The organism is Sphingosinicella xenopeptidilytica (assembly GCF_042676985.1).
GTDB lineage: Bacteria > Pseudomonadota > Alphaproteobacteria > Sphingomonadales > Sphingomonadaceae > Sphingosinicella > Sphingosinicella xenopeptidilytica.
Window position 1 is genome coordinate 729,699 of record NZ_JBHTIK010000005.1, and the last position, 25,525, is coordinate 755,223.

Here is a 25,525-nt window from a genome sequence, read left to right on the forward strand (position 1 = left end):
TGAAACGCACCGCGCCACCGCCTGCTCATACGAAACTAGAACTGGAACTGTACGCGTGCGTAATACGTGCCGCCATTCACGCCCATCGGCGACGTGGTGGGATATTTCGACCCGAGGATGAAGCGATACGGATTGATGTCCGGATTGTTGTTGAGCAGGTTCTGAGCACCCACCGAAAGTTCGATGGCCGGCGTGATATTGTAGCCGAGTTCGGCATCGAACGTGATTTCGCTACCGGCATCGATTCTGAGGCCGCCCGAGTTGACGTGCATCTCGGTGTACTTGCCGTAATAATTGACGCGCGCCAGGGCCCGCCAATTATCTGCCGTGTGCGTGATCGAGGCATTGCCGCGATAACGGGGCAGGTTCTTTTCCAGCTGCAGAACGCGCGTCACGCTCAGGAGCTCGTCGGGGTCTGTCGGATCGAAGGATGTGACCTTGGTTTCCGTCCAGTTGCCGGCGAGGCTGAAGTTCGTCTTGCCGCCGGGAATGAAATCGAGCGGCATCGTTGCAACCACATCGACGCCCTGCGTCTTCGACGAGAAGTCGTTGGTGAAGAACCGCACCGAGCCGAGATCGACGGCGCTGAGATAACCCGCGGCGACGAGTGCGGCCTTCTGCTCGTCCGTCAGCGCGTAGCTGGCGGACTGGGTGAGGCGATCCTTCATCTTGATGTTGAAATAATCGACCGTGAGGCTCAGCCAGCCGGCATCGTAGACGAAGCCGAGGCTGAAGCTCTTCGACGTTTCGGGCTTCAGCGGCTTGCCGCCCACCGCAACCGCCGCCGGATTGGTGGCGGGGATGATGCCCGACTGGATAAGCCGGCCATCGGTGGTGAGTTCGGTGGTGAGACCGCTGTAGTTCTGCTGGCCCGGCGTCGGCGCGTGGAAGCCGGTCGCGTAGGTGCCGCGAATGCCAAAATCTTCGGTGATATTGTAAAGGCCGGAGAGCTTGTACGTCACCTTGCTGCCGAAATCGCTGAAGTCTTCGAAGCGGACCGCCGTGCCGAGCACGAGCGCCTCGGTGACGTTGGCTTCAAGATCGAGATAGGCGGAGATGTTCCGGCGCGAAAACGTGCCGGCAATGGCGGGCGAATAGCCGGGATAGGATTCTTCACCGACAAGGAAACCCTGTGTCGCGAGCACGCCCGCGAGATAGGTTTCGGGATCGCCCGCGATCACCTCGAACTGTTCGCGGTGCCACTGGACACCGCCCGCGATATTGAGCGGCGAATGGAAGCCGACGTCGGCGGCGTAATTGAGGTCGGCATTGAACACCATTTCGGACTGGTGCCGCTTGCCGTTGTTCTTGAAATCCACCGGCGATCCCGTGCCGAGGCTCGGGTTCAAGGAATTGCCGACAAAGATGTGCATCGAATGGCGACCGGCACCGAAGCTGACATCGTAGCTCAGCTTGTCGGTGATATCGCCGCGCATTCCGAGCGATCCGTAGATGTCCTTGATCTTGTTGCCGAACAGCGGTGTGTAGCCGCCCGGATGCACATTCTGTGCAACGAAGCAGTTCGGATTGGCGGACGCCGCGGCAAGACGGGCGAGGGCATCCGGATCATTGACGCCGATCGGATCGTTGACGATGCCGGTGCCGCCGAAATCGATGCCGCCGTCGCAGGTGACGCCATCATCGGGCGTCATGTCGCCGACGAGATAATTGCCCGCGCCGTCCGTGAACACGCCCTGCCGATCGGCGGCGTTGCGATAGAAGAAATCGTTGTAGACGGTGCGCTGTGCATAGCCGCCGAAGGCGTAGAATTCGCCACCGAGGCCATTTTCGACCGCCATGTTCACGAACGTCTTGATGTCGTCCTTGAATGCCGGGGAACCGAAGCGCGTGGCGGGGGTGGGCACATCCTCGAAGCCTGCGTCGATCAGCGCCTGCGCGTCGCCGCGCTGCACGGCGCGCGTCGTCATGTCGGTGTCGCTGTATTCGCCGCTGAAGCGGACGAAACCGTTTTCTCCGAGGCGCGTGCCCCACGTTGCCGCGACCTGATAGGAATCACCGTCGCCCTTGTAGGTGCTGCCGATTTTCGCCTGGATGGTTCCACCCTCGGGCGCATCGCTCATGATGAAGTTCACGACGCCGGCGATGGCGTCGGAGCCGTATTGCGCGGCGGCGCCGTCTCGCAGCACCTGAACCTGCTTCAGCGCGATCGCGGGGATCGAGGCCATGTCCGGCCCCTGCGCGCCGTCTGAAATGCCGCCCGAGAAAGTCGGGATATCGGAGGCGCGATGCTGCCGCTTGCCGTTCACCAGAACCAGCGTGTGGTCAGGCGACAGGCCGCGCAGCGTGACCGGGCGAATGCCCGATGCCGTGCCGCTGATCGTATTGTCGTTCACGTTGAGCGAAGGCACGATCTGACGCAGCAGATTGGCAACGTCCGGGCTGCCCTGACGCGAGAGATCCTCCGCACTGAAGATATCGACGGGGGCCGGAAGATCGGCCACAGAGCGCGCCTCGCGGCGCGATCCCGTGACGATGATGGTTTCTTCAGCGGCTGGATCTTCCGCCTGTGCGAATGCGGTTGTCGGCAATGTGGAAAGGCACGTCGTGGCGACCAGAAGTGCCGAGACCGTGGCATACGAATACGACTTTTGGCTTCGCGCAGCACTGCGCGAATTATGATACGAAACCATCGCTTCACCCCCTCTTAAGACCCACGGACGAGACTCAGGCACGTCGTTTTTAGCGATTGTTGTGAGTCAGTTCCGCCCGCGTTGGTCGAATTCCCTCTTCGATACTCGCAGTAACTTTTTTGATTTTGGCCACTGTATACAGTGGACGAATTGAAGTGTATACAGTGGACGAAAGGAGTCAACTGGCTCCTCTGAAAAATTCTCCTTCTACGATAAATCCATGTTTGAAATGAGTTTTCCAGCCAAATTCAAGTCTGGAGGCAATGGAATTCATGACCGGTTCGGATGATATTTCGCGTGTCGATCTCGGCCCCGTATCGCTTGCGTGGCGTGAAGAGGGTTCGGGGACCGAGCCGGTGCTTTGCATTCACGGATCATGGGACGATCATGGCAGCTGGGACGGAGTCGTGCAGGCGCTTGCCGGCGATTTTCGAATCATTCGCTACGATCGCCGCGGACACAGCGCGAGCACCGCGCCGCCGGGGCAGGGACGTCTTGGGGAAGATGTGGAGGATGCCGCGGGTCTGCTCGCGGCGCTTGGAATCGAGGCTGCGCATGTGATCGGCCATTCCTATGGCGCGACGATCGCGATCATGCTCGCGGCGCGCTTCCCCGCGCGCGTGCGCAGCCTGATGCTGCATGAACCGCCCGTGTTTGCATTGCTTGCCGGAGATGAGAGCGAGGCGCTGCGCGCCGAAGCGGCGGGGCTGATGAAACAGGCGGCAGAATTGCTGACGCGCGGCGAGACGGAAGAGGGCGCGCGGCTCTTCATCGAACGTGTCGCGTTTGGCGAGGGGACGTGGGATACCTTGTTCGACGGCGCGGCGCGCGCGGCGATCCTGAACAATGCGCATACCTGGCTCGATCAGTTCCATGATCCCGAGCGGCTTGCCGTGGATGTGGGCGCGCTGGCGGGCTTTCACGGGCCGATCACGATGTCGACCGGCACCGGGACGCTACCGGCTTACACGGCGGTTGTGGAACGCATTGCCGCGAGACTCCCGGCCATGAATGTCGCGCCGGTGGACGGGGGACACGGCGCGCACATTTCGCACCCCCGCTGCTTTGCCGAGGCCTTCCGCGGGCATATGCGAAGGGTTCATTCCGCCGCGCTGGCGACAGCCTCCGGGTGATCCGCGTAGACGCGCGCGATCACGGCGCAGACGATGAGCTGGATCTGGTGATAGATCATCAGCGGCAGGATCAGCATCCCGACGAGCGGCGCCGCGAACAGCGCCGCCGCGATCGGCACGCCGCTCGCAAGGCTCTTCGTGGAGCCGCAGAACACCAGCGCCACCTCGTCCGCCCGCGACATGCCGAGCACACGCGACAGCGCGAGGGAAACCAGCAGCACCGCGGCGAGCAGCAGGACGGAAAGCCCCGCGATGGTCGCGAGGTCGACACCCGAAACGCGTGACCATAGCCCGTCGACAACCGCCGCGCTGAACGCCGTGTAGACGACGAGCAGGATCGAGCCGCGGTCGAGCTTGCTGAGGAACGCCTTGTGGCGATCGACGAAGCGGCCGATCAAGGGCCGCGACAGGTGCCCGACGATGAACGGTATCAGAAGTGTCACCACCACAGAGCGGATCGCCGCGACCGTGTCGATCTCGCCGCCGGCGCCCTGGGCATGGATCAGCAGACCGGCGAGCAGGGGCGTGAGGAACACGCCGATGATGTTGGAAAGTGATGCACTGCAGACCGCCGCGGCGACATTGCCGTGCCCGATCGACGTGAACGCGATCGACGACTGGACGGTGGAAGGCAGCACGGCGAGGAACATGAGGCCCGCCTTGATGTCGGCGGAAATGATCCGGTCTGGCGCCAGCGCGATCGCGAGCGCGATCAGCGGGAACACGATGTAGGTGACGCTGAGGGCCGACACGTGCAGCTTCACCGCGCCTGCGCCGCGCACGATCGCCTCGCGCGAGAGCTTGGCGCCATGCATGAAGAACAGCAGCATGATGGCAAGCCGCGTGGCGATCGCGAAGGCGTCTGCTACCTCGCCCCGGCAGGGCAGCACGCTGGCGATGGCGACGACGGTGAAAAGCGCGATCGTGAACCCGTCCGGGCGCAACTTGACCAGCATGGCGACTCCTGATCCGGCCGCTCCCTGCGGCGTTAGCGCAGGCGTTTTATGTCAGGAGCCATGCGTTTCACAATATGCATACTGTCGACAATCGATAAATCGTAGACGTTTATCGCCCTAGGCCGGCTTGCCTTGGCGCCGGGAGGTTCGCGGAATGCGCGGCGCCGGCTTCTTCAAGCGATTCGTCTTCGGCTGAAGAGGAGGCAAGCGCGACACCGGCTTCGAGATTCGCCGCCAGCTTGCGCACGGCGGCGGGCTGAATGAGGCGGGTCGCTGCGGAGAGCTTGATCTCCGGCGCTTCGGGTTCTGGCGCGGGCGCGGGCAGGGCCTGTACCGTGAGATCGGCGGCCCACAGCCTCCGGATAACCGCCCCGGCGACAGTCATAGCGGAGGGCCGCTGCGCATTGACCTGAATCCGGTTCGTGAACAGCCAGACGATCAGGCGGTCGCGCACGTCTTCGGAATGGAAATCGAACGCGACACCGATGCGGCGGCCGGTTCGGCGGACGAAACCGCGAACGATGCCGACTTCGGGAAGAACCACCTGCACGCGCTCACCGATCGCCAGATCAGCAGGCTCGGCGACCTCCATGCCAAGGCCGGACAGGGAAATATCGCCCTTGCCCGAGGTGATCATGTGGCCTGCGTCGCTGAGCAGCGACAGCGGCTGCTGGATCTCGAACCGCTCCTCACCGCGGATGCGCGGCTTTTCGAGGCACATCATCGCGACGAGGATCATGACGAGCATGTTGAGCAGAAGCCAGAAGCTCACCATCGGCAGCAGTTCGTCTTGTACGACGATGCGATAGTCCGCGCCCATGTTCGCGACCATGCCCGCCACGCTCGCGGCGATCAGAAAGAGGCAGGAGAAAAGCACGCGCGTTTCCCAGTTTCCGCCTCCCGCCGCGGAGCCCTTGGGCGTGACCTTGAAGACGTGGCCGTGCGGCTTGATCAGGGTCTGCAGGACGACGGGGAGAATGCGGAACATCTGGAACACCGCGAGAACCTGTGCCGCCAGCGGATAATACCGGCAGGGCGCAAGCAGCGTGATGCCGACGAGCAGCGCCAGCACCAGCGGCAGCAGATAACTCGTGAGACTCGGCAGATCGACGTCGATCATCGGCGACAGGTTGAAGAGCATGAACATGATCGGCATCAGGATCGCGAAGGCCGATTGCAAACCCTGCGTGATCCATGCCGAGGGCAGGAACATCAGGCGGTGCCGCAGCTTGAGGCCGGGGCCGAGCGGGCCTTCTTTGAGATAGAGGATCTGGATCGCACCCTGCGCCCAGCGCTGCCGCTGCACGAAGAACGCCGCCGTGCTTTCCGCCGCAAGGCCGTAAGCGAGTGGCTCGTTGAGATAGCGCGTGACATAGCCCTGGCGCAGGCTCGCCAGCGTCAGCAGCATGTCTTCCGTGATCGAGCCTTCGGGCAGGCCGCCGCCGATATCCTCGAACAGCTTGCGCCGCGTGACGGAATTCGAGCCGCAGCAGAACGAGGCATCCCAGCCGTCGCGGCCGGGCATGATGGCTTCGAAGAAGAAACGCTGATCGTCCGGCATCGCCTGCTGCAGGCCGAGATTCGTCTGCATCGGATCGTGGTTGTAGAAGCTGTGCGGAATCTGGACGATCCCGATCTTCTCGTCTTCGAAGAAGCCCATCGTGCGCAGCAGGAAATCGCGCCGGGGCACGAAATCGGCATCGAACACCGCGACATAGGGTGCGGTCGTGAGCGTGAGCGCGTGGTTGATGTTGCCGGCCTTGGCGCCCTTGTTGTCGGGACGGTTGATGTAGCCGGCGCCCTTCGCGACGCAGAGGTCGTGGACCCACTGCCTGCGCCCGTCATCGAGCACCCAAATCCGCGCGTCGGGCCAGTTCAGCGCAAGGCATCCGAGAATGGTCTTTTCCAGAACGTCGCGCGGCTCGTTGTAGGTCGCGATGAACACGTCGACGGGAGGCAGCTTCGCGGCGCTCTCGGTCCATCGTGCGCGCAGCAGGGCTTCGCCAGCGTCGGCTTCGGCCGAGCGGTCGGTGGGACGGGAGAGGATCGCGAGCAGGATCGCGGCATCAAACAAGGCCGCGAGCTCCACGGTGAGGCAGAGGAGCGGCCACCAGAGGTCGCCGGGGCCGCCGGACCATGGAATCGTCCGCGTGATTCGCCAGTGGAGATAGTAGAGGATCGTGGCGCCGACAGTCGTGATGATGCCCGCCCGGCTGTAGCGGACACCGCCGAACAGGATCAGCGCCCCAAGCACCAGGGCGAGGGGCGCCAGCGTTTCGATCAGCGGGAGTGTGTTCAAGGCGGTCAGATCGTTCGGCTGAACCGCACTTCGGCCAGCCGCCCGACATCGCACCTGCGGCTGGGATCGAGCGCTTCCGGCGCGGATACCGAAAGCGCGACGTCCACGATGATTTCGCGCGCGCCCGGCTTCGAATAGGTGGACGCGGCCAGCAGCCGCTCCTCGCGGCGGCTCGCGGCGCCGGTGATGCTTGAGATGCGGCCCTTCATCCAGCGATCGGAGCCGATCAGGCGCACGTCGGCGGGGCCGCCGGGCACGATGGCTTCGGCCTTGCGCTCCGGCAGCGCGACCTGCACGAAACGGCGCCGGCAATCGACGAGATCGAGGATGGGTTCACCGGCGCGCACGGCGGCACCGGAGCTTGCCGTTGCCGCCCAGATGAGCGTTCCGGCGGGCGCGCGGTAGCTTGCGCGGCCGAGCGCGTCTTTCAGGCGCAGCTTTGCCTGCGTGTACTGAGCGGTGGCATCGCCCAGCGTCTTTTCGATGATCTGCCGCTGCAGCATCAGCCGGTCGGCCTGCTGCGTGGCATAAGGCGCGTCGTTGTAGCTGTCGCCGATGAAAACGCCGGCGCGCGCTGCCTTTTCGGTGACCTCGATCGAGCGCAGCTTCGCGGCGGCGCTGCTGCATTCGCTGTTCGTGCGTGTTGCCGCAGCTTCGGCCTTTTCCACGGCGGCGGGGGACATGAAGCCTTCGCCTGCAAGCTTGCGAACGCGCGCGAGCGTTGCCGCCTGCTGCACGCGTTCTGCCTGGCATCCATTGAGATCGGCAAGGGCGCCGCCGCGATCCTCGCCGAGACGTGCGCTCGTGGCCGCGTTGAATGCCGATGCGCGCTTTTCAAGCCGCTGCTCTTCCGATCGAAGCTCGGCGAGCTGGCGCTGGGCAAGATCGATCTGCGCCTGCGCCAGATCCGCCGCCGCCGCGAGGTCCGCAACGTCTCCCGTATCCTGCGACAGATCAAGCAGCCGGATCGAGGAGGCCTTCGCAAAATACCGGCCGTCTGCGGGCAGGTCCGCCACCGTGCCATCAACCGGCGCCGACAGGCGAATGAGCGGCGCGTTGATCGCCGCCTGCGTCGAGACGTCGTTGAAGACATAAGGCGCGAAGCCGATCGCGCTGACAGCGATAAGCGATGCGGCAAGCACAAGGCGTGTGCTGCGTGCGCGGGCGAAATTCTGGATGTTTATCTTCATGCTCTGCGGCCCTCGCGCCAATCGAGGCGTTGGCGCTCTGCCGTCTTGATAAACAAATCTGGCTAATGCCGAGTTAACCCAGCGTCGGCACAACCAATGTTTGTCGATGCGGCATCGGTGCCGTTTCTTAGTGCGGCGTGCTCTCGCGCCCGTATCGAGCTTTCAGCAGGGCGAACAGGCCGCCGCCCGCCAGCAGGGCGAACTGGCTCTGTGATCGAATGTCCGCGCGGGCGGGGTGGATCGTCTCCGATCCATCCGGCGCAATGAGGCGGAGCGTGAGCGCGGGCTGTGCGGGTGACAGGGTGCCGATGCCGAGGATGCTGATGCGGGTTTCCGCAGTAATGTCGGGCAGGGGCTCGGTTGAGGCGACGACGATGGGCAGAACGCCCATCGCGACGAGGTTGGCGCGGTGGATGCGTTCGAAGCTGCGCGCGATGACGGCGCGCACACCGAGCAGGGCCGTGCCCTTGGCGGCCCAATCGCGTGCCGAGCCCGTGCCGTAGTTCCTGCCTGCTACGATCACCATCGGGGTGCCCCGCGCGGCGAAGCGCATGGCGGCATCGAATACGGAGACGTTCGCGCCTTCGGGGTCCACCGTCGAGTTCCCTGTGGTTTCGGCCAGCGCGTTTTGGAGGCGCGCGTTGTCGAATGTGCCGCGGAGCATGACGTGGTGATTGGCGCGGCGGTCGCCATAGCTGCCGAGCCGCGCGGGCAGGGCGCCCTGCGCCTGCAGATATGCCCCGGCGGGGGAGGCAGGCGCGATGCGGCCGATGGGCGAGATATGATCGGTCGTCACATCGTCGCCTAGGTAAAGCAGCGGTCGGGCATCGAGAATGTCGCCGCGGACGGGTGCTTCGCTACCCTCAAAGAAGGGTGGTCGCTGGATGAAGGTGGAGTCTGCGTTCCATGCGAAGCACGGCGCCTCATTGAAGGGCAGCGCCTGCCATGCATCGTCGTTGACGGACGAAGCCCCTGTGCTTTGCATTGCCGCGCTCGCCTGCTCGACGGTCGCGGCGATCTCGCGGGCATCGGGCCAGATGTCGCGAAGCATCACCGGTGTACCCTGCGTGTCGTGGCCGAGCGGTTCCGAGGCGAGATCGATCAGCAGGTTCCCGGCGAGCGCGCCTGCCACCACCAGCGGTGGTGAGGCGAGATAATTGGCGCGGATATCGGAGTGAACGCGGTTTTCGAAGTTGCGGTTGCCGGAGAGGAGCGCGGCAAGCAGGGTAGCGGGGTCGCGGGCGGCGCGCGCCGCGGGTTTGAGGTCGCCTGAATTGCCGACACATGTCGTGCACCCGAAACCGACGACGTGGAAACCCAGCGCATCGAGGCTAGGCTGCAGTCCGCTCAGGCGCAGCATTTCCGCGATGTGGCGCGAACCTGGCGCGAGCGATGTCTTCACCCAGGGCGGCACCGAAAGGCCGCGTGCGACGGCATTGCGCGCCAGCAGACCCGCCGCGATCATCAGGTGCGGGTTGGCGGTGTTGGTGCAACTCGTGATCGCGGCGATGGCGACGGCGCCGTCGCCGCACGTCTCCCGGTCCACCGGTGTTGCGATCCCGGCGAAAGCCTCGCGCAGGCTTCGGGGCACATCGGAAAGGCCGTGGAGTTGCTGGGGCCGGTGCGGTCCAGCGAGAACTGGCTCTAGTTCATCGAGGGCGATTTCGATCGAGCGGCTGTAGCGCCGTTCCGGGTAGGCATCGTGCCAAAGACCGGTTGCCTTTGCATAGGTGCGGTAGCGCGCGACGGCTTCGGCATTGCGCCCCATGGCCGCGAGATAGGCGAGCGTGATCTCGTCGATCGGCATCAGGGCGGCGGTCGCGCCATATTCAGGGCACATGTTCGCGATCGCGGCGCGGTCGGGCAGCGAGAGCGTGCCGAGCGCGTCGCCCCCGAACTCGACGATCTGGTCGACCACACCCGCCTGCCGAAGCTGCGCTGTGACATGCAGCGCGATATCTGTGGCAGTGACGCCTTCGCGCGCCTTGCCGGTCAGGCGGACCTCGCGCACCTTCGGCAGCTCGACCGGCAGCGGATGGCCGAGCGCGGCCATTTCCGCCTCGATGCCGCCCACGCCCCAGCCGAGGATGCCGAGCGCGTTGACCATCGTGGTGTGGCTGTCGGTGCCGATTACGGCCTGCGCGCCGATCCAGTCCGGGCGGTTCGGCAAGGGGGCGGCAATTTCCGAAAGCTGTTCGAGGTTGATCTGGTGGCAGATGCCGTGCCCCGGCGGTACCACCGAGAGGCGCGGGAAGCTGCGCTGTGCCCATTTGAAGAAGCTGTAGCGTTCTGCATTGCGTTCGTATTCGAGCGCGAGATTGCGGGCGAGCGCGTCGGGCGTGCCGCTATGGTCGACGCGCACCGAATGGTCGATCACCAGATCGATCGGGATCGCGGCGTCCACGCCCTCGGGCTTTCCGCCCGCCGCGACATGATGGTCGCGCAGCGCGGCGAGGTCGGCGAGCGCGGCGACGCCCGCCGTGTCCTGGAGCAGGATTCGCGAAGGCCGAAACGGGATTTCCGCCGGCGTTTCGTCGCCGTCCAGCCATGCATCGAACAGGCGTACATACGGCGCGATGTCGGGCTCGTGCGCCAGGATGTTCTCGAGCAGGATCGCCAGCGCGCGGGGCAGGCGGGCGAGGCGCGCGCGGCTTTCGCCGCCGAGCCGCGACCACGGCGTCTCCGGCCCGGCATCGGGCAGGCCTGCCATCGTCAGCCCAGCCGGGCGCGCAGCGCGGCGAGGCTGCCGCCCGTCTTCACCTTGCCGGGCAGCGGGTGGCCGACGATCTCCTCGGCGAGCACGGCGCATGCGATCAGCTTTTCCAGATCGATGCCGGTTTCGATGCCCATCTCCGCGCACATGAACGCGAAATCCTCTGTGCAGATGTTCCCCGCCGCGCCGGCATGGGCGGCGAAGGGGCATCCGCCGAGGCCGGCGACGGCGGCGTCGAAATGCGCGACGCCCATCTGAAGCCCGGCATAGGCGTTGGCGAGGCCAAGCCCGCGCGTGTCGTGCAGGTGGAGCGAGAGCGCCACGTCGGGATTGGCGTCCTGCACAGCGCCGACGACGCGGCGTATCCGTTCGGGCGTCGCCCACGCCATGGTGTCGCCCAGCCCGACGAGGCTCAATTCCTCGCCGTGATCGCGCGCGATGGCGCGCATCTCGTCGACCAGACGGACGACGCGTTCGGCGGGCACGTCGCCCTCGAAATTACAACCGAAGGCGGCGGTGACGAAGCCGGTGCGAACGGGAATGTCGTGCGCCTGATACATGGCGATGAGTTCCGGCTGCGCGGCGCGCTGCGCTTCGGGATCGCGGTTCTGGTTGCGCTTCAGGAAGGCGTCGGAACCGTAGAGCGTCAGCTTGCCTTCCAGATGCAGGCGCCCCGTGGCGATGGCGCGTTCCAGCCCGCGCTGATTGAGCCAGAGCGCGGTGAAGCGAACACCCGGGCGCGGGGTGATTCCGGCGACCACGGCTTCGGCGTCGGCCATGCCCGGCACCTTGCCGGGATGCACGAACGAAGTGACCTGGATATCGGCCAAGCCCGTTTCGGCGAGCGCGTCGACAAGGCGGATTTTCTGCGCCGTCGGGATCGGTCCGCGTTCGATCTGGAAGCCCTCGCGCGGACCTTCCTCATGGATGTGGACGCGCGGCGGCAAGCTGTTCATGATAGGGTTCCCTGGGGATGAGAAGCGGGGAGGGTGCCCGCCGAATGAGCCGTTGACAGGGCGGATCTCTGTTCTACTAAATAGAACGGCGTTTGAGCCGGAAAGAAGTGAACAGCATGAGTTCCAAGGGCGGAGTTGCGGCGGTCGACCGCGCGTTCGACATTCTCCACGCCTTCCATCACGACAAGGCCGTTCTCACCCTCGCGGAAATCTCCCGCATCACCGGTCTCTACAAAAGCACGATCCTGCGGCTGATGGGCTCGCTGGAGAAATACGGTTTCGTCTGGCAGCGCGCGGACGGCCTGTATCAGCTCGGGCCGGGGCTGCTCGGGCTCGCCAGCATCTTTCAGGACAGCTTCAACCTGCGCGATTTCGTGGAGCCGGTGCTCGAGGAACTGGTTACGGCGACCAACGAGGGCGCGACCTTCTTCATCCGCGATGGGGACGAGCAGGTCTGCCTGTTCCGCATCGATGGTCGGCACGCGATCCGCGACTACAACATCCGGCTGGGAGATCGCCAGCCGTTCAACAAGGGTGCGGCCTCCACGCTCTTCCGCCGGTTCGAGCAGGATCCCGCGGCTGTACTGACGCCGGAGACGATCACCGCTGAGTCCTTCGGCAGCGTCGAGCCGGAAATGGCGGCGATCGCGGCGCCGGTGTTCGGGGCCAATCGCGTGCTCCAGGGCGTACTGATGCTGTCCGGCCCGATCGTGCGCTTCAATCCGGATTATGTCGGGCAGATCCGGCCGCTGGTCATCGATGCGAGCGTTCGGTTGTCGCTGAGCCTTGGTGACACACCCGCGCACTTCGCCGCGCTGCAGGCGGCACGGGGCGCCTGACCCTCGGCGCATCAGATCACGCCTTCCGCGTGTAGCGCCGCGAGGTCCGCTTCGGTCACGCCGAGTTCACCGAAGATTTCCGCATTGTGCGCGCCGAGGGCAGGCGGCGGCGTGCGTGCGGACGGGCGGCTGTCGCCAAGCGCGAAGCCGGCGCGGACGACTTTCACATGATTGCGCCCGGCCTCGTCTAGCGGCAGGTTCTGGATAAGATCGCGCGTCGTGATCTGTGGGTGCGCGAGTACCTCCGGCACGCTGAGGATGCGTCCCGCGGGGATACCCGCCGCGTTTAGTTCCGTTTCCCAAGCCGCTGCCGTCTTGCGGGCAAGCGCGGCATTGAGCAGAATGTTCAGCAACTCGCGATTGGCTTTCCGTGCATCGCGTGCGGCAAATCGCGGATCGCTGACCAGCTCGGGCAGGCCGACGATGCCGCATAGCGCCTCGAACTGCTCCTGCTTGTTGGCGGCGATGTTGAGCGGGCCGTCGGCTGCCATGAACGCACCTGAAGGCGCGGCGGTCGTGTTCTGGTTGCCGATGGGCCGGGGCTCGACCCCCGCGATCAGATAGTTGGAAACCGCCCAGCCCAGCGCCGAGATCGTGGAATCGAGCATCGACAGGTCGATGAAGCAGCCTTGCCCGCTGCGCGCGCGCCGGAACAATGCGCTCGCGATCGCGAAGGCGGCGCCCATGCCGCCCAGCGTGTCGCAGAGGGGGTATCCGACCCGCAGCGGTGCGGACTCGCTGTCCCCCGTGATGCTCATCACCCCGGAATAGCCCTGCACGATCTGGTCGTAGGCGGGGTTGGCGCTCAGCGGGCCGTTCTGCCCGAAGCCGGAGATCGAGCAATAGACGATCCGCGGATTGATCGCGCGCACGTCTTCGTAAGAGAAGCCGAGCCGTGCCATCACCTTCGGCCGGTAATTCTCGACGATGACATCCGACTGTTCGATCAGCTGTGCGAACAGCGCCTTGCCGCGCGGCGTCTTCAGGTCGAGCGTCACGGATTTCTTGCCGGCGTTCTGCGCCAGAAACGACGTGCCCATCAGCGCGTCGTTCAGTTCCGCCGACGCACCGAGCTTGCGCGCGAGATCGCCGTCCTTCGGGTTCTCGACCTTGATCACCTCCGCGCCCAGCATCGCCATCTGATAGGTGGCGTAGGGCCCCGAGAGGACGTTGGTGAGATCGAGAACCCGCACGCCTTGCAGCAGGTCGGCGGGCGGCAGGCGCTCCGTCATCTTCAGATGTCCGTGGTCTCGACGTCGTAGCGGTAGAGCCAGTCGTAGCGATCGCGGATGGGATCGCGGCTCCATTCGCTTTCCATGTATTTGATCGCGCCTTCCTCGGTGGCGAGCGCGGCCTCGTGGAAACGTCCGGTATTGTCCTTGGCGCCGCGCACCATCTTGCTGGTGCGCTCCACGCGCGCGGCCTCATAGCGGCGCAGTGCTTCCTCGATATCGTCGTAGGCATCGATGCAGCGGCCGAGGATGACACCGTCCTCGATCGACATCACGGCACCCTGCGCGAGGAAGGGCAATGTCGCGTGGCAGGCGTCGCCAAGCAGCGTCGCGCGGCCCTTCGACCAGACCTGCCGGGGCGGGCGCTCCATGAACGCCCATTTCATCACGGCGGGTGCCGCGCGGATCAGCGTCTGCACATCCTCGTGCCAGCCCCGGAAATCGTTGGCGCATTCCTCGATGTCGCCCTGCGCGTACCAGGATTCGACCTGCCAGTCGTCGCGCTCGATGGTGCCGATCATGTTCATCAGCTGGCCGCCGCGCAGCGGATAATTGACGAGATGCCCGCCCGGCCCGATCCACGTCCAGCCGACCATCTGGCGCATACGTTCCGGCAGCCGCTCCATGGGGATCACGGCGCGCCATGCGATCATGCCGGTGAAATTCGCCTCGTCGTCGCCGAACAGGCACTTGCGCACGGTGGACTTCACCCCGTCCGCACCGATCAACACGTCGCCGGTAACGTGGCGGTCGCCGGAGAGGTGCAGCGTCGCATCGCTGGGCGTGAGCGTCACGTCCGTCACGTGTGCGCCGAGATGAATGGCGTCCGGTTTCAGCGCGCGCACCGCGTCGACAAGTGTGCTGAGCAGGTCGGGGCGATAGACCGTGAGATAGGGATAGCCGTATTTCTCGATGGCGATCGCACCGAGATCGAACATCGGCCACGCGCGGCCGGTGTTCCACAGACGGAATTCCTTCCTGCGCGGTTCGCACGATGCCTGCCGCAGCGCGCCGAACACGCCGAGCGCATCGAGCGCGCGCGAACCATTGGGGCTGATCTGAACGCCTGCGCCGACTTCGCCGAGCTCGGGCGCCTGTTCATAGACCTCGACGTCATAGCCCCGGCGCAGCAGCGACAGCGCGGCCGCCATGCCGCCGATCCCACCGCCGGCGATCAGAATTTTGGGCGACTTGCTCACGACGGACTCCAGTTCGAATGACGTGTGGGTGATATTTGCAGCGCGCGGGTCATGGTGCTTCGCTCCGCAGCCAGCCGAGCTTGCGCATGACGGGCTCGTCCGAAACCCTGAGCAGCACGGCCTCGCTGTCGGCGAGGAGGCGGAAGCGCCGCCATGCGGGAACCGCGATGGTGTCGCCGCGCGACCACGCGAATGTCTGCCCGTCGATCTCCGCGACGCCGTTCCCTTCGACGGCGGCGAAGATGATGTTCGCGGTCGTGCGCAGCGGGCGGGTCGCGTCGCCGGCAGTGATCCTGATCATGTGGAGCGCGATCGTATCGAGCTGCGCTGGGCCGAGTTCGACGACGGCGGGTTCACCCGGTCGCGCGCGGCTTTCCGCATCGAGCCTCGCCAGCGTGTCTTCCCAGCGGAAGGCGATCGGCGCTTCAGCGAGCGTTTCCACATCGGGCTCGATCTCCTTCGGATGAGGCTCGTAGAACATCGGCTCGAGCAGATGGACGAGCGGCACGTCCAGAAAGTCCATCCAGTAGCATTGCGCATCGCCGTGGTTGGCGTGCGAATGCCATGCCCAGTTCGGTGTCAGCAGCACGTCGCCCGGGCGCATCTCCACTTCCTTGCCGTCGACGACAGTGGAGGTGCCCTTGCCGTCAAGGATCAGGCGCAGCGCGTTCGGCGTGTGGCGGTGCGCGCGCGCCACCTCGCCGGGCTTGATCATCTGGTACGCGGCGACGATCGTGCGGACCGTCGAATAGATATTGCCCTCGACCGGATTGAACATGGTGAGATTGCGCCGCTCGGCCTGCTGCGTGTCGATCAGGTCGCCCGCGCGGTCGAGGATCGGCTTCACGTCGGCATAATGCCAGACGTGCGGCAGGAAGTTCCGGCGCGGCTCCGGCCACAGCGCCGGGAAACGGCGATGCCAGCCGCCCTCCATGTTGAGATCGGCGAAGTCCCGGTAGAGCGCGTCGAGTTCGGTCTGGGGCGCGTGTGCCATGTCAGTTCTGCTTGATGATCGGCGGGACATAGGGCTCGGCGAACACCTCGCTCATGCCGAGCTCGCCCTGCACGACATCGACGTTCATCTCGCCGACCTGATCGATGAGGATGCGGATGCGGTCGCCGTCCACGACCGGCCCGACGCCTTCCGGCGTGCCGGTGGCGATGATGTCGCCGGGGTAGAGTGTCATGACGGCCGAGGCGGTCGCGACCATGCCGGGAATGTCGAGCACGAGGTCGCGCGTGTTGGCGGACTGGCGCAGCTCTCCGTTCACCCACAGCTTCAGATCGAGATTCGCGGGGTCGGGCACCTCGTCGGCGGTCGCGATCCATGGGCCGACCGGACAGAAACTGTCATAGGCTTTGCGGAAGACGCGCTCCTCGCGGCCGCGCACCACCATGTCGAGAAGGCACGAATAGCCGAACACGACATCGCGCCAGTCCTCGCGGGCCACGGCGCGGCATTCCTTGCCGATGATGATCGCGAGTTCGCTTTCGTGGTGGACCTCGCGGCCGGGCACGGCGGGCAGCATCACGGGATCGGCCGGCCCGGAAAGCGACGAATTCGGTTTCAGGAAAAAGCCCTGGTTGGTGGCGCGGTACTGCGCCTGCATCTCGCGGCCGTGGGCGTGATAATTGACCGGATAGGCGATTACCTTGTTGGGCCATGCGATCGGCGTTTCGAGGCGCACCTGCGCCAGCGCGAAACGCGGCAGGCTTGGCAGTGCCGCGGCGAAGGTCTCTCGCAGCGCGTCGAAATCGCGGATCAGGCGGACCATGCCCATGGCGGGCCATTCCTGTGGATCGCATCCGCTGAGGCGCGTGATGTCCGCGATCTCCTCGCCCACCACAACGCCGAGGCGCCCACCATTGAATCGAGCCAGTTTCATGCGAATCGTACCGTTCTGTTTAACAGAATATCATTCTATTTTATTTGTGATAATGTCGAAGATCAATCCAAAACAGCACGCCGATCACGGAGGAGTGCGGTTTGGGGAGAGCGAGGGCAGGGTGTGTTTCCTGCCTTCGGAATCTGCGGAAAAAGAAAGCGAGCAGCCGGGCCTGAAGAAAGCCCGGCTGCTCGTGTTCAAGCGATCAGAACGACGCGCGGATGCGTGCGCCGTAGGTGCGCGGCGGCGCGATATCGAGGCCGTTGTAGTTGGCGATGAACGGATACTGCTGCGTGCCGGTGTAGACCGCCTTGTCGCCGATATTGCGGACGAAAAGCTGGATCGAATAATTGTCGTCCGGCGACCGGTAGGTCAGGCTTGCGTTGAACAGCGCATAGCCCTTGGCGCGTGCGTTCTCCACGAACTCGGCGCTCAGCCAGCGCGACGACGAGAACGTCATGTCCGGCGAGAAATCGATCGTCGCGCCGTTCGCCAGATCGAAGCTGTGATTGTAGCTGACCGTGCCGGACCATTTCGGCGTGCGCGGCAGCTGGAAGCCGGTGCAGTCGATCGTCCAGAAGCCGGTTGTCGCCGTGCCGCCGGTGATCGCCGTCACGGGGCAGGCCGTGCGCGCCGAAGGGTTGGCGGCGCGGTAGTTCCGGTAGACGAATTCCTTGTACTTGCTCTCCGTATATTCCACGGCGAAGCGAAGCTGGTCGTTGTCCGTCGGGAAGATCATCAGGTCGGCGCTCGCGCCCTTGGCCACCGCTTTGCCGGCGTTGAACAGCGAGGAGACCTGCGCGCCGCCGCGGTCCAGCGCGGAGAAATTCTCCTGCCGGTCCTTGTAGTCCATGTAGAACAGTTCGGCGTTGAACTGGATCAGCCGGTCGAAGAAGCGGTTCTTCGTGCCGAGCGTGTACGCGGTCACTTCCTCCGGGCGATACGGATCGAGATCGGCGTTGGACTGGCCGCCCGATTTGAACCCCGTCACCATGCTTGCGTAGAGGAGGCTGTCCGGTCCGGCGTCGAACTCGGCACCGATCTTGTAGTTGACGCGGTTGGCCTCGTACTTGCCCTCGACGTTCGTTCCGGCCGAGGTCAGGAGTTCGCAGCTCTGGTCGGGGCCGGTGCCGCCCGCGACGCATCCGGCGCTTCCCATGAACGCATAGCGGTGGGCGTCCACCGTCTTCGTCTCGTTGGTGTAGCGCAGGCCGCCGGTCAGGCGCAGCGCATCGGTCAGCGAATAGGTGAGTTCGCCGAACGCCGCGTAGGACCGCGTGTTGAGTTTGGCGACGAACGCCGTGTCGGAGGCGAAGCCGAGCCGCACCGCGCTGTAGCTGTCCTGGTCCTCGTTGAAGAAATAGCCGCCGAGCACCCACTTCAGCCTGTCGTCGGCGTGGCCGAGGCGCACTTCGAGCGTCTGCGTGTCCGATGTCGAAGGATCATCGGTGAAAGGATTGTTGGTGCTGAAATACAGCGCCGGCAGCGCCAGAGAATCGATGCTCACGCTCTGATAGGCCGGAATGATCGTCAGCGTCGCGGGACCGAGATCCCAGTCGAGATGCGCATTGACGCCCCAGACGTCCATGTCCTGATAGGTCTCGCTCATGTCGAGCGGATAGATGCCCGGCGGCGCCGTCGTCTGCGCGATCAGCGCGTTCAGCGTGTCGCCGATCGAGGTCCAGCGGTCATCGGGAAGGATCGGCTGCGGCGTGGCGATACCGGGCGCGTTGGGCGCGGTCGGCGCGTAGATCACCTTGCCGGGGCCGCGACCGCCGATGTGCTGATAGTTGAGGCCGAGGCGCAGCGTGACCGTGTCGGTCGGCTCGGTCTTGAACTGCAGGCGGAACGAATGGTGCTTGTCGTCATCCGTGCCGTCGCTGATGTAGCCCTCGCGCGAAACGCCCTGGAAGGACGCGCGCAGCGCCGACTTCTCGCCGACCGGAATGTTGATAGCGCCTTCCGCGCTGAAGCCGTTGTAGTTCTGGACGCCGGCGCTGACATAGCCTTCGAATTCGCCGAGCTGCGGCTGCACCGGCAGGATGTTGAGCGCGCCGCCGGTGGCGTTGCGGCCGTAGAGCGTGCCTTGCGGGCCTTTCAGGATCTCGATGCGCTCGAGATCGAAGAACGTGCCCGCCACATATTGCGTGCGCGCCGCGAAGACGCCGTCGTAATTCTGCGCGACCGCCGAGTTGCTGTAGCCGGTGGTCGAGAAGTCGCCCGCGCCGCGCACGTAGATCTGCAGCGCGGTGCCGCCCTGCGCGATCTGCACGCCGGGCGAAAGCCGCGCGAGGTCCGTGGCCTGCGCGACGCCGGCTTCCTGCAGCGTTTGGGCCGACAACACGTCGATGGAGAGTGCGGCCTTCTGCACGCTTTCCTGCCGGAACTGTGCGGTCACGACGATGTCTTCGATCGCGGCGTCGGTTTCCGACGTGTCCTGCGCAAAGGCCTGCGCCGGCATCAGCGCCGCGAGCGCGGCGCTCGCCAACAGGCCGCCAACGCGGAAATGCTGTTTCATCAACTTCCTCCCCCAAAATGCTTGTCGACAGTGCGCTTGCCCTGAGGGCTACGCTGTTTATGTTCTTTTCCGCAGAACGATGTTCTTTTATTTTAGAGTCGAAGGCTTGTCAATTCCCGGCGAGGGCAGGGGATTCCGAACCATGTCTCTTGCCGGAAAGTCATTGATTTTGAATGTGTTCACGCGGGTGTAGGAGACCTGCGGCGGGCCTTGCCGATGTCGGCTGGACAAAATGCCCATCATATTTTAGAATATCGTTCTATTTTTGAAGACTCGTCGTTCATTTGGCTGTCAGCCGGCTAAATTGCTGTCTCAGGAGATCGCTATGACCACCTTCCCGGACGTTCCCGCCTTCACCGGCTTCAACACGCCGTCCCGCGTCGAGGCCAATGTGGAGGATCTCAACGTGCATGGGGAAATCCCGAAGGCGATGGACGGCGCCTTCTACCGCGTGCAGCCCGAACACCAGTTCCCGCCGAAGCTCGGCAACGACATCGCCTTCAACGGCGACGGCATGATCTCGATGTTCCGGTTTAGGAACGGCAAGGTGAACTTCACCCAGCGATGGGCGAAGACCGACAAGTGGAAGCTGGAGAACGAGGCCGGGCGGGCGGTGTTCGGCGCCTATCGCAATCCACTGACCGACGACGAGGCGGTGAAGGGCAAGATCCGCGGCACGGCGAACACGAACGCTTACATCCACGGCGGTCGGCTCTACGCGCTCAAGGAGGATTCGCCCGCGCTGGTGATGGATCCGGCGACGCTGGAGACGGAGGGCTACACCGATTTCGGCGGCAGGATGAAGGGCGAGACCTTCACCGCGCATCCCAAGACCGATCCAGCCACGGGCAATCTCTGCGGTTTCGGCTATGCGTCGAAGGGTGTGCTCACGCGCGACATGACCTATTACGAGATCAGCCCCACCGGCGAGCTGCTCTACGACGTCTGGTTCGAGACGCCTTACTACTGCATGATGCACGACTTCGCGATCACACCCGACTATGCGCTGTTCTCGGTGATGCCGATGACGAGCAGCTGGGAACGTCTTGAGGCGGGCAAGCCGCATTTCGGTTTCGACACGTCGATGCCGACCTATCTCGCCGTGATGCCGCGCAAGGCCGGCACGACCGCAGCGGACATCCGCTGGTTCAAGGGCGGCAACTGTTTCACCGCGCATGTGATGAATGCGTGGCAGGAGGGAACGCGCCTTTATCTCGATCTGCCGGTGGCTGAGAACAACATGATGCCGTTCTTCCCGGACATCAACGACGCGCCGTTCGATCCCATGGCGGGCCGCACCTTCCTGACGCGCTGGACCGTCGATATGAACCAGAACGAGGAGGAGTATCGCTCGGTCCGCCTGTCGGAAATGATCGGCGAGTTCCCGCGCATCGACGATCGCTTCGCGGGCAGCAAGAACCGCTTCGGCTGGATGGTGGTGATCGACCCCGATCAGCCCGTGGAGATGAAGGGCGGCAGTGCCGGCGGCTGGGTGATGAACACGCTCGGCATGGTCGATCTCGAAACCGGCACCGAGCAGAAATGGTGGTGCGGTCCGGTCTCCAGCATTCAGGAGCCGTGCTTCGTTCCGCGTACGCCCGATGCGGCGGAGGGTGACGGCTGGATCGTCATGGTGTGTAACCGCCTTGAGGAGCGTAGCAGCGACCTCCTCATCTTCGAGGCGACCGAGATCGCAAAGGGACCGATCGCGACGATCAACATTCCGGTCCGGCTGCGCTTCGGCCTGCACGGCAACTGGGCCGACGCAGCCGACATAGGCGCGCTCAGCCAGGCGGCCTGACGAAAGGAAAGCCCCCCGGTCCGGTCTGGATCGGGGGGCTTTTTCGTGGCCTCATACTTCAGATGGGATAGTGCACCGGCTGCGTGTCGATGGTAACCCAGCGCAGTTCGGTGAATGCATCGATGCCCGCCTTGCCGCCGAAGCGGCCGTGGCCCGAGGCCTTGGTGCCGCCGAACGGCATCTGCGGCTCGTCGTGCACGGTCGGGCCGTTCACGTGACAGATGCCGGACTGGATACGCCGCGCGACGCTGAGGCCGAGCGCGATGTCGCGCGTGAACACCGAGGCGGAGAGGCCATATTCGGTGTCGTTGGCGAGTGCGATGGCGTGCTCGGTATCGCGCGCCCTGATGATGCCGACCACCGGCCCAAAGCTCTCGTCGCGGAATAGCTTCATGTCGGTCGTCAGCTTGTCGATCACGTGCGGCGGCATCAGCACCGCGTCCGTGGTCTCGCCGCCCGTCAACTGCTCAGCGCCGCTCGCCAGCGCATCGGCGATGAGTGCGCGGCAGTGCGCGACCGTCCTCGCGTCGACCACCGCGCCGAGCGGCGCCGTGCCCGCGCGCGGATCGCCCACCGCCATCGCGGCGACCTTGGCCTTGAACTTCTCCGCGAAGGCATCGGCTACGGCCTCGACCACGATGATGCGCTCGGTCGACATGCAGATCTGGCCCTGATTCATGAAGGCGCCGAACGCGGCCGCCTTCACCGCTTCGTCGAGATCGGCATCTTCAAGGACGATGAACGGCGCCTTGCCGCCAAGCTCCAGCAGCACGGGCTTCAGATGCTCCGCCGCGCGCCGCGCGATGATCCGCCCGACGCCCGTCGATCCGGTGAAATTGATCCGCCGCACCGCCGGCGCATCGATGAGCGCGCCCACGACGTCGCCCGCGTCCTGCGGTGCGTTGGTAACGAGATTGACGATGCCTTCCGGAAAGCCCGCCTCGGCGAAGGCCTCGACGATCAGCGCGTGCGTGCGCGGGCAGGTCTCGCTGGCCTTCAGGATCACGGCGTTGCCGCACGCCAGCGGCACCGCGATGGCGCGCACGCCAAGGATGATGGGCGCGTTCCACGGCGCGATGCCGAGCACGACGCCCACCGGCTCCCGCATCGCCATGGCAAGGCAGCCCGGCCTGTCGGAGGGGATCACCTCGCCCGCGATCTGCGTGGTCAGCGCGGCGGCCTCGCGCACCATCTTCACCGCCGTCACCACGTTGAACATGGCCCAGCCCCTGGTGGCGCCGATCTCGCCGATCATCGCCTCGACGAAGGCATCGGCGCGCGCCTCCAGCGCCGCCGCCGCCTTCATCAGCACCGTGCGCCGCTCGTTGGGGCCGGTCGCCGCCCAGCGCGGCGCCGCCGCGCCGGCGCGCGCGGCGATCGCCGGCATCTCGGCCGCCGTCATCGCCTCTGCCGACGAAACCGTCTCGCCGGTGATCGGATTGCTGCGTTCAAAGTTCACGGTTTTCCTCCTTGGCGGGCAGTGCCGTCATTGCTGGATCGTCATTGGTGCTTGGAAAGGCCGTCGCTGACGAATTCGGCGAGGATTTCGGCCGCCTTCTGCCATTCGATCGTCGCCGCATCGATGTTCATGATGCCGGCGAGCCGTCCGCCGTGCGTCTGCGGATAGAGATAGACGCCGAGCACGACATTCATCGCGAAGAAGAAGGTCTGCTCGTCGAGCGTCGGCATGGCCCTGCGCATCAGCGCGATCAGCCGGCCGCGCACCGGGGTGACCAGCGGGCGCGTGATGGTGCGGGCTTCCTCGGATGGGTCGGCGAGCGCGCAGCAGTAGACAAGATAGCTCTTCCGGTTCTCGCCCGCCGTGCCGCTCCTGCCGAGCGCCGAGCCGAAGAAGGCCGCGACGATCTCGCGGATCGTCGGATCGCCCGCCTGTTCCAGCGCGTCGAAGCTGCTGTGCTGCGCCTGATGGATCGGATCGAAATGCCGCCGGAACACTTCCTCGAACAGGTGCCGCTTGCTCGTCCAGTTGCGGCTCAGCGAGGCGAGGCTGGTGCCCGCCTGCGCGGCGATCGCCCGGATCGTGCAGCCGTCATAGCCGTGCGCGATGAACTGGTCGTCCGCGGCCTCCAGAAAGCGTTCGCGGCTCGACAGGTCGCCGCGCGGCGGCTCTTGTTTCATGGTCCCGGCTGCCTTTTCACGCATTGACCGTCATTCCGCCATAGCGGCCGTCCACATAGACCAGCGCATCGGTCGAGGGTGCAAGCGCGACATAGTCGACAAGGCCGCGAATGACCATATGGCTGCCGAAGGGCTCGGCCTTGTCGAGCGTGCAGACGACCCGCGCCAGCGCCGTTTCCAGCAGCGGAATCCGGTCGTGCGCCGCCCAGCGGGCGTGGACGAAGCGCTCGCCGGCAGGCGCCGAAACGAACGCCTGACACGTCTCCTCATCCGCGCGCCCGAGGATGTTCACGCCGAACCGGCGGCAGGCGAGGAGGGGGCGGCACAGCGAGGCATCCCGGTTGATCGCCAGCAGCAGCGAGGCCGGATCCATGCTCAGCGACATCAGCGCCGTCATCGCGATGCCGTAGCGCGCGCCCGCGTCATCGGCGGTGGTGACGAGCGCGACACCGCTCGCCAGACGCCGCATCGCCGCGCGAAACGACGCCGGTGTGTCGGTGTCCGCCATCGCGGCGCGGGCGCTTCCTGTTGCTGCCATTTGTGGCTCCGAACCGTTCGGCTCAGCCGGGCAGGATGCCGGATTTCTGCATGAACTCGCGCACCTGGCCCCATTCGTGGTCGCGCTGCGCGACCATGTGGTCGCCGATGCGCGCGCGGCCCTGGCTGCCGAGATAGAACATCTCATACAGCTCGATGCGGCTGCCAAGCGCGGAGCCGGCGAAGTCCCACGCCGTGCGCATGATCCGCGCGCGGTCCTCCGCCGAAATGCCGTTCGCGCCGGGCAGATACTTGCGCAGCATGTCGCCGATCTCGGGATTCTCGAACAGTGCGAGCGAGGGCGTCGCCAGCAGGTTGTGCGATCCGAGCGCGCGGATGATCTCGTTCACGCGCGTCATCCATGTCGGCATCACGCAGCGCAGCACGGCGAGGTCCTTGTGCGGGAAGACGGCGCCCGCGCCCCAGTCGTGTGCGCGGTCCTCGGCGGCGTGCAGGACGGAGCGGGTGATCGAAAGATAGGCGTGCACCTCGCCCAGCAGCACGGCGACGTCGGGCCGCTTGTCGCTGTTCGAAACGCGGGCGATGCTGGTGCAGAGATCGTAGGCGAACTCCAGCTTCACCATGGCGCGGATCGCCGTCTGCTGCAGCGTGTTGCCGGGCGAAACGCCCTGCGTGATGCTGTTGTAGACGGCGAGGTCGCCCTCGCAGAACAGCCGCTCGTAGGGGACCTCGACATCGTCGAAGATCACGAAGGCGTCCTGCTCGTCGAAGCGCGAGGAGAAGGGCGCGTCCGCCACGCTGGCGTTGATGCCGTAGTGGTCGCGGCAGATCATGGTGACGCCCTTGGTCTTCACCGGCACGGAGAAGATCAGCGCATATTGCTCTGCGCCGCTCGGGATGGGGGCGGACGGGTAGACGTAGATCTCGTCCGCGATCGGGCCAAGCGTCGCCAGCACCTTGCCGCCGCGCACGATGATGCCGTTCTCGTTGCGGCCGACGACGCGCAGCGTGAGGTCGGAATTCATGCCCTCCAGATCGCCGGCGCCCTTGTCGATGTTGGCGTGGACGATCGTGTGCGTCATCGAAAGATCGCCGTCGATCACCTCGCGGTGGAAGCGGGCAAGCCGGTCGTGGTGGCAGGGGTCGCCGCGTTCCCACAGGTCGCGGCGCGCGGTATGGCCCGAAAGCACGACGTTCACATAGTCGGGTGTGCGGCCCAGCATGCCGTAGGAATAGCGGGCGAGGCGTTCCAGCCCGCGCCGCCGCAGCTTCAGGTCGTCCTTGCTCCGGGGCAGCATCAGGCTGATGCTCATCTTCTCGCCGGCCCGCTCGGGGTCGTCGATCAGGCATTCGTCCGCATACGCGGTCTGCCAGTCGAAATAGCCGGCCATGCCGTCCAGCGAACCGGCGAGGCGCGGGTCCGTCGTCACGTCGATCCTGCTCTCTCCAAGCCAGACCGAACGGTCGTCGTCGAGCCCGGATTTATACTCTGTGCCTGTGCGAACTGCCATGTGA

General features: G+C 65.2%; 18 protein-coding genes. 3 read left to right on the forward strand and 15 right to left on the reverse strand.

What is annotated here, in order from left to right; translation table 11 throughout:
- Positions 1-35: 35 nt before the first annotated feature.
- Positions 36-2,651 carry a TonB-dependent receptor plug domain-containing protein gene (locus ACFQ00_RS11270; protein ID WP_381490490.1) on the reverse strand — a complete coding sequence of 872 codons (2,616 nt, stop codon included), beginning with the start codon at positions 2,649-2,651 and terminating at the stop codon, positions 36-38.
- A gap of 272 nt (positions 2,652-2,923) precedes the next feature.
- Here ACFQ00_RS11270 and ACFQ00_RS11275 point away from each other — a divergent pair, with 272 nt between their 5' ends.
- Positions 2,924-3,784: an alpha/beta fold hydrolase gene (locus ACFQ00_RS11275; RefSeq protein WP_381490493.1), complete on the forward strand. Its 861-nt coding sequence runs from the start codon at positions 2,924-2,926 to the stop codon at positions 3,782-3,784.
- On the opposite strand, the gene ACFQ00_RS11280 is transcribed toward ACFQ00_RS11275, so the two are convergent.
- From ACFQ00_RS11280 to ACFQ00_RS11300, 5 genes are all read right to left on the reverse strand, one after another.
- The gene (locus ACFQ00_RS11280; protein ID WP_381490496.1) at positions 3,751-4,740 is read right to left on the reverse strand and encodes a bile acid:sodium symporter family protein; all 990 of its coding nucleotides are present in this window, start codon (positions 4,738-4,740) and stop codon (positions 3,751-3,753) included. The two genes, ACFQ00_RS11275 and ACFQ00_RS11280, sit on opposite strands and share 34 nt — an antisense overlap.
- Positions 4,741-4,849: 109 nt before the next feature.
- On the reverse strand, positions 4,850-7,039 hold the full coding sequence (locus ACFQ00_RS11285; RefSeq protein ID WP_381490499.1) for a glycosyltransferase: 2,190 nt from the start codon (positions 7,037-7,039) through the stop codon (positions 4,850-4,852).
- A gap of 5 nt (positions 7,040-7,044) precedes the next feature.
- The gene (locus ACFQ00_RS11290; protein WP_381490501.1) at positions 7,045-8,229 is read right to left on the reverse strand and encodes an HlyD family efflux transporter periplasmic adaptor subunit; all 1,185 of its coding nucleotides are present in this window, start codon (positions 8,227-8,229) and stop codon (positions 7,045-7,047) included.
- Between the two features lie 127 nt (positions 8,230-8,356).
- Positions 8,357-10,939 (reverse strand): aconitate hydratase AcnA, encoded by a 2,583-nt coding sequence (acnA, locus tag ACFQ00_RS11295; RefSeq protein ID WP_381490504.1) that lies wholly within the window; start codon positions 10,937-10,939, stop codon positions 8,357-8,359.
- Between the two features lie 2 nt (positions 10,940-10,941).
- On the reverse strand, positions 10,942-11,898 hold the full coding sequence (locus tag ACFQ00_RS11300) for a hydroxymethylglutaryl-CoA lyase (protein WP_381490507.1): 957 nt from the start codon (positions 11,896-11,898) through the stop codon (positions 10,942-10,944).
- 116 nt (positions 11,899-12,014) lie between these two features.
- Here ACFQ00_RS11300 and ACFQ00_RS11305 point away from each other — a divergent pair, with 116 nt between their 5' ends.
- Entirely contained in the window at positions 12,015-12,737 is a 723-nt protein-coding gene (locus tag ACFQ00_RS11305; RefSeq protein ID WP_381490510.1) for an IclR family transcriptional regulator, read from the forward strand.
- An 11-nt stretch (positions 12,738-12,748) separates the two neighbouring features.
- Here ACFQ00_RS11305 and ACFQ00_RS11310 read toward each other — a convergent pair whose 3' ends face one another.
- The 5 genes from ACFQ00_RS11310 to ACFQ00_RS11330 all read right to left on the reverse strand — a co-directional run bounded on the left by ACFQ00_RS11310 (position 12,749) and on the right by ACFQ00_RS11330 (position 19,572).
- On the reverse strand, positions 12,749-13,969 hold the full coding sequence (locus tag ACFQ00_RS11310; protein WP_381490513.1) for a CaiB/BaiF CoA transferase family protein: 1,221 nt from the start codon (positions 13,967-13,969) through the stop codon (positions 12,749-12,751).
- A gap of 2 nt (positions 13,970-13,971) precedes the next feature.
- Positions 13,972-15,168 carry an FAD-dependent monooxygenase gene (locus tag ACFQ00_RS11315; protein WP_381490516.1) on the reverse strand — a complete coding sequence of 399 codons (1,197 nt, stop codon included), beginning with the start codon at positions 15,166-15,168 and terminating at the stop codon, positions 13,972-13,974.
- 49 nt (positions 15,169-15,217) lie between these two features.
- Positions 15,218-16,162 carry a cupin domain-containing protein gene (locus tag ACFQ00_RS11320; RefSeq protein WP_381490519.1) on the reverse strand — a complete coding sequence of 315 codons (945 nt, stop codon included), beginning with the start codon at positions 16,160-16,162 and terminating at the stop codon, positions 15,218-15,220.
- A 1-nt stretch (position 16,163) separates the two neighbouring features.
- Positions 16,164-17,054 carry a fumarylacetoacetate hydrolase family protein gene (locus ACFQ00_RS11325; protein WP_381490521.1) on the reverse strand — a complete coding sequence of 297 codons (891 nt, stop codon included), beginning with the start codon at positions 17,052-17,054 and terminating at the stop codon, positions 16,164-16,166.
- A gap of 205 nt (positions 17,055-17,259) precedes the next feature.
- Entirely contained in the window at positions 17,260-19,572 is a 2,313-nt protein-coding gene (locus ACFQ00_RS11330) for a TonB-dependent receptor (RefSeq protein ID WP_381490524.1), read from the reverse strand.
- Between the two features lie 325 nt (positions 19,573-19,897).
- Between ACFQ00_RS11330 and ACFQ00_RS11335 the strand changes: the two genes are divergently transcribed.
- Positions 19,898-21,373, forward strand: coding sequence for a carotenoid oxygenase family protein (locus ACFQ00_RS11335; protein ID WP_381490528.1), 1,476 nt, complete (start codon positions 19,898-19,900; stop codon positions 21,371-21,373).
- A gap of 58 nt (positions 21,374-21,431) precedes the next feature.
- On the opposite strand, the gene ACFQ00_RS11340 is transcribed toward ACFQ00_RS11335, so the two are convergent.
- Genes ACFQ00_RS11340 through ACFQ00_RS11355 form a run of 4 tightly spaced genes read right to left on the reverse strand, consistent with a single transcriptional unit; the run spans position 21,432 to position 25,521 of the window.
- Positions 21,432-22,832 carry an aldehyde dehydrogenase gene (locus ACFQ00_RS11340; protein WP_381490531.1) on the reverse strand — a complete coding sequence of 467 codons (1,401 nt, stop codon included), beginning with the start codon at positions 22,830-22,832 and terminating at the stop codon, positions 21,432-21,434.
- Between the two features lie 41 nt (positions 22,833-22,873).
- On the reverse strand, positions 22,874-23,512 hold the full coding sequence (locus ACFQ00_RS11345) for a TetR/AcrR family transcriptional regulator (protein WP_381490534.1): 639 nt from the start codon (positions 23,510-23,512) through the stop codon (positions 22,874-22,876).
- Positions 23,513-23,528: 16 nt separating this feature from the next.
- Complete coding sequence (locus tag ACFQ00_RS11350) at positions 23,529-24,050, reverse strand: flavin reductase family protein (RefSeq protein WP_381490537.1); 522 nt, start codon at positions 24,048-24,050, stop codon at positions 23,529-23,531.
- Between the two features lie 22 nt (positions 24,051-24,072).
- Positions 24,073-25,521 carry a 4-hydroxyphenylacetate 3-hydroxylase N-terminal domain-containing protein gene (locus ACFQ00_RS11355; protein WP_381490540.1) on the reverse strand — a complete coding sequence of 483 codons (1,449 nt, stop codon included), beginning with the start codon at positions 25,519-25,521 and terminating at the stop codon, positions 24,073-24,075.
- Between the last annotated feature and the right edge of the window lie 4 nt (positions 25,522-25,525).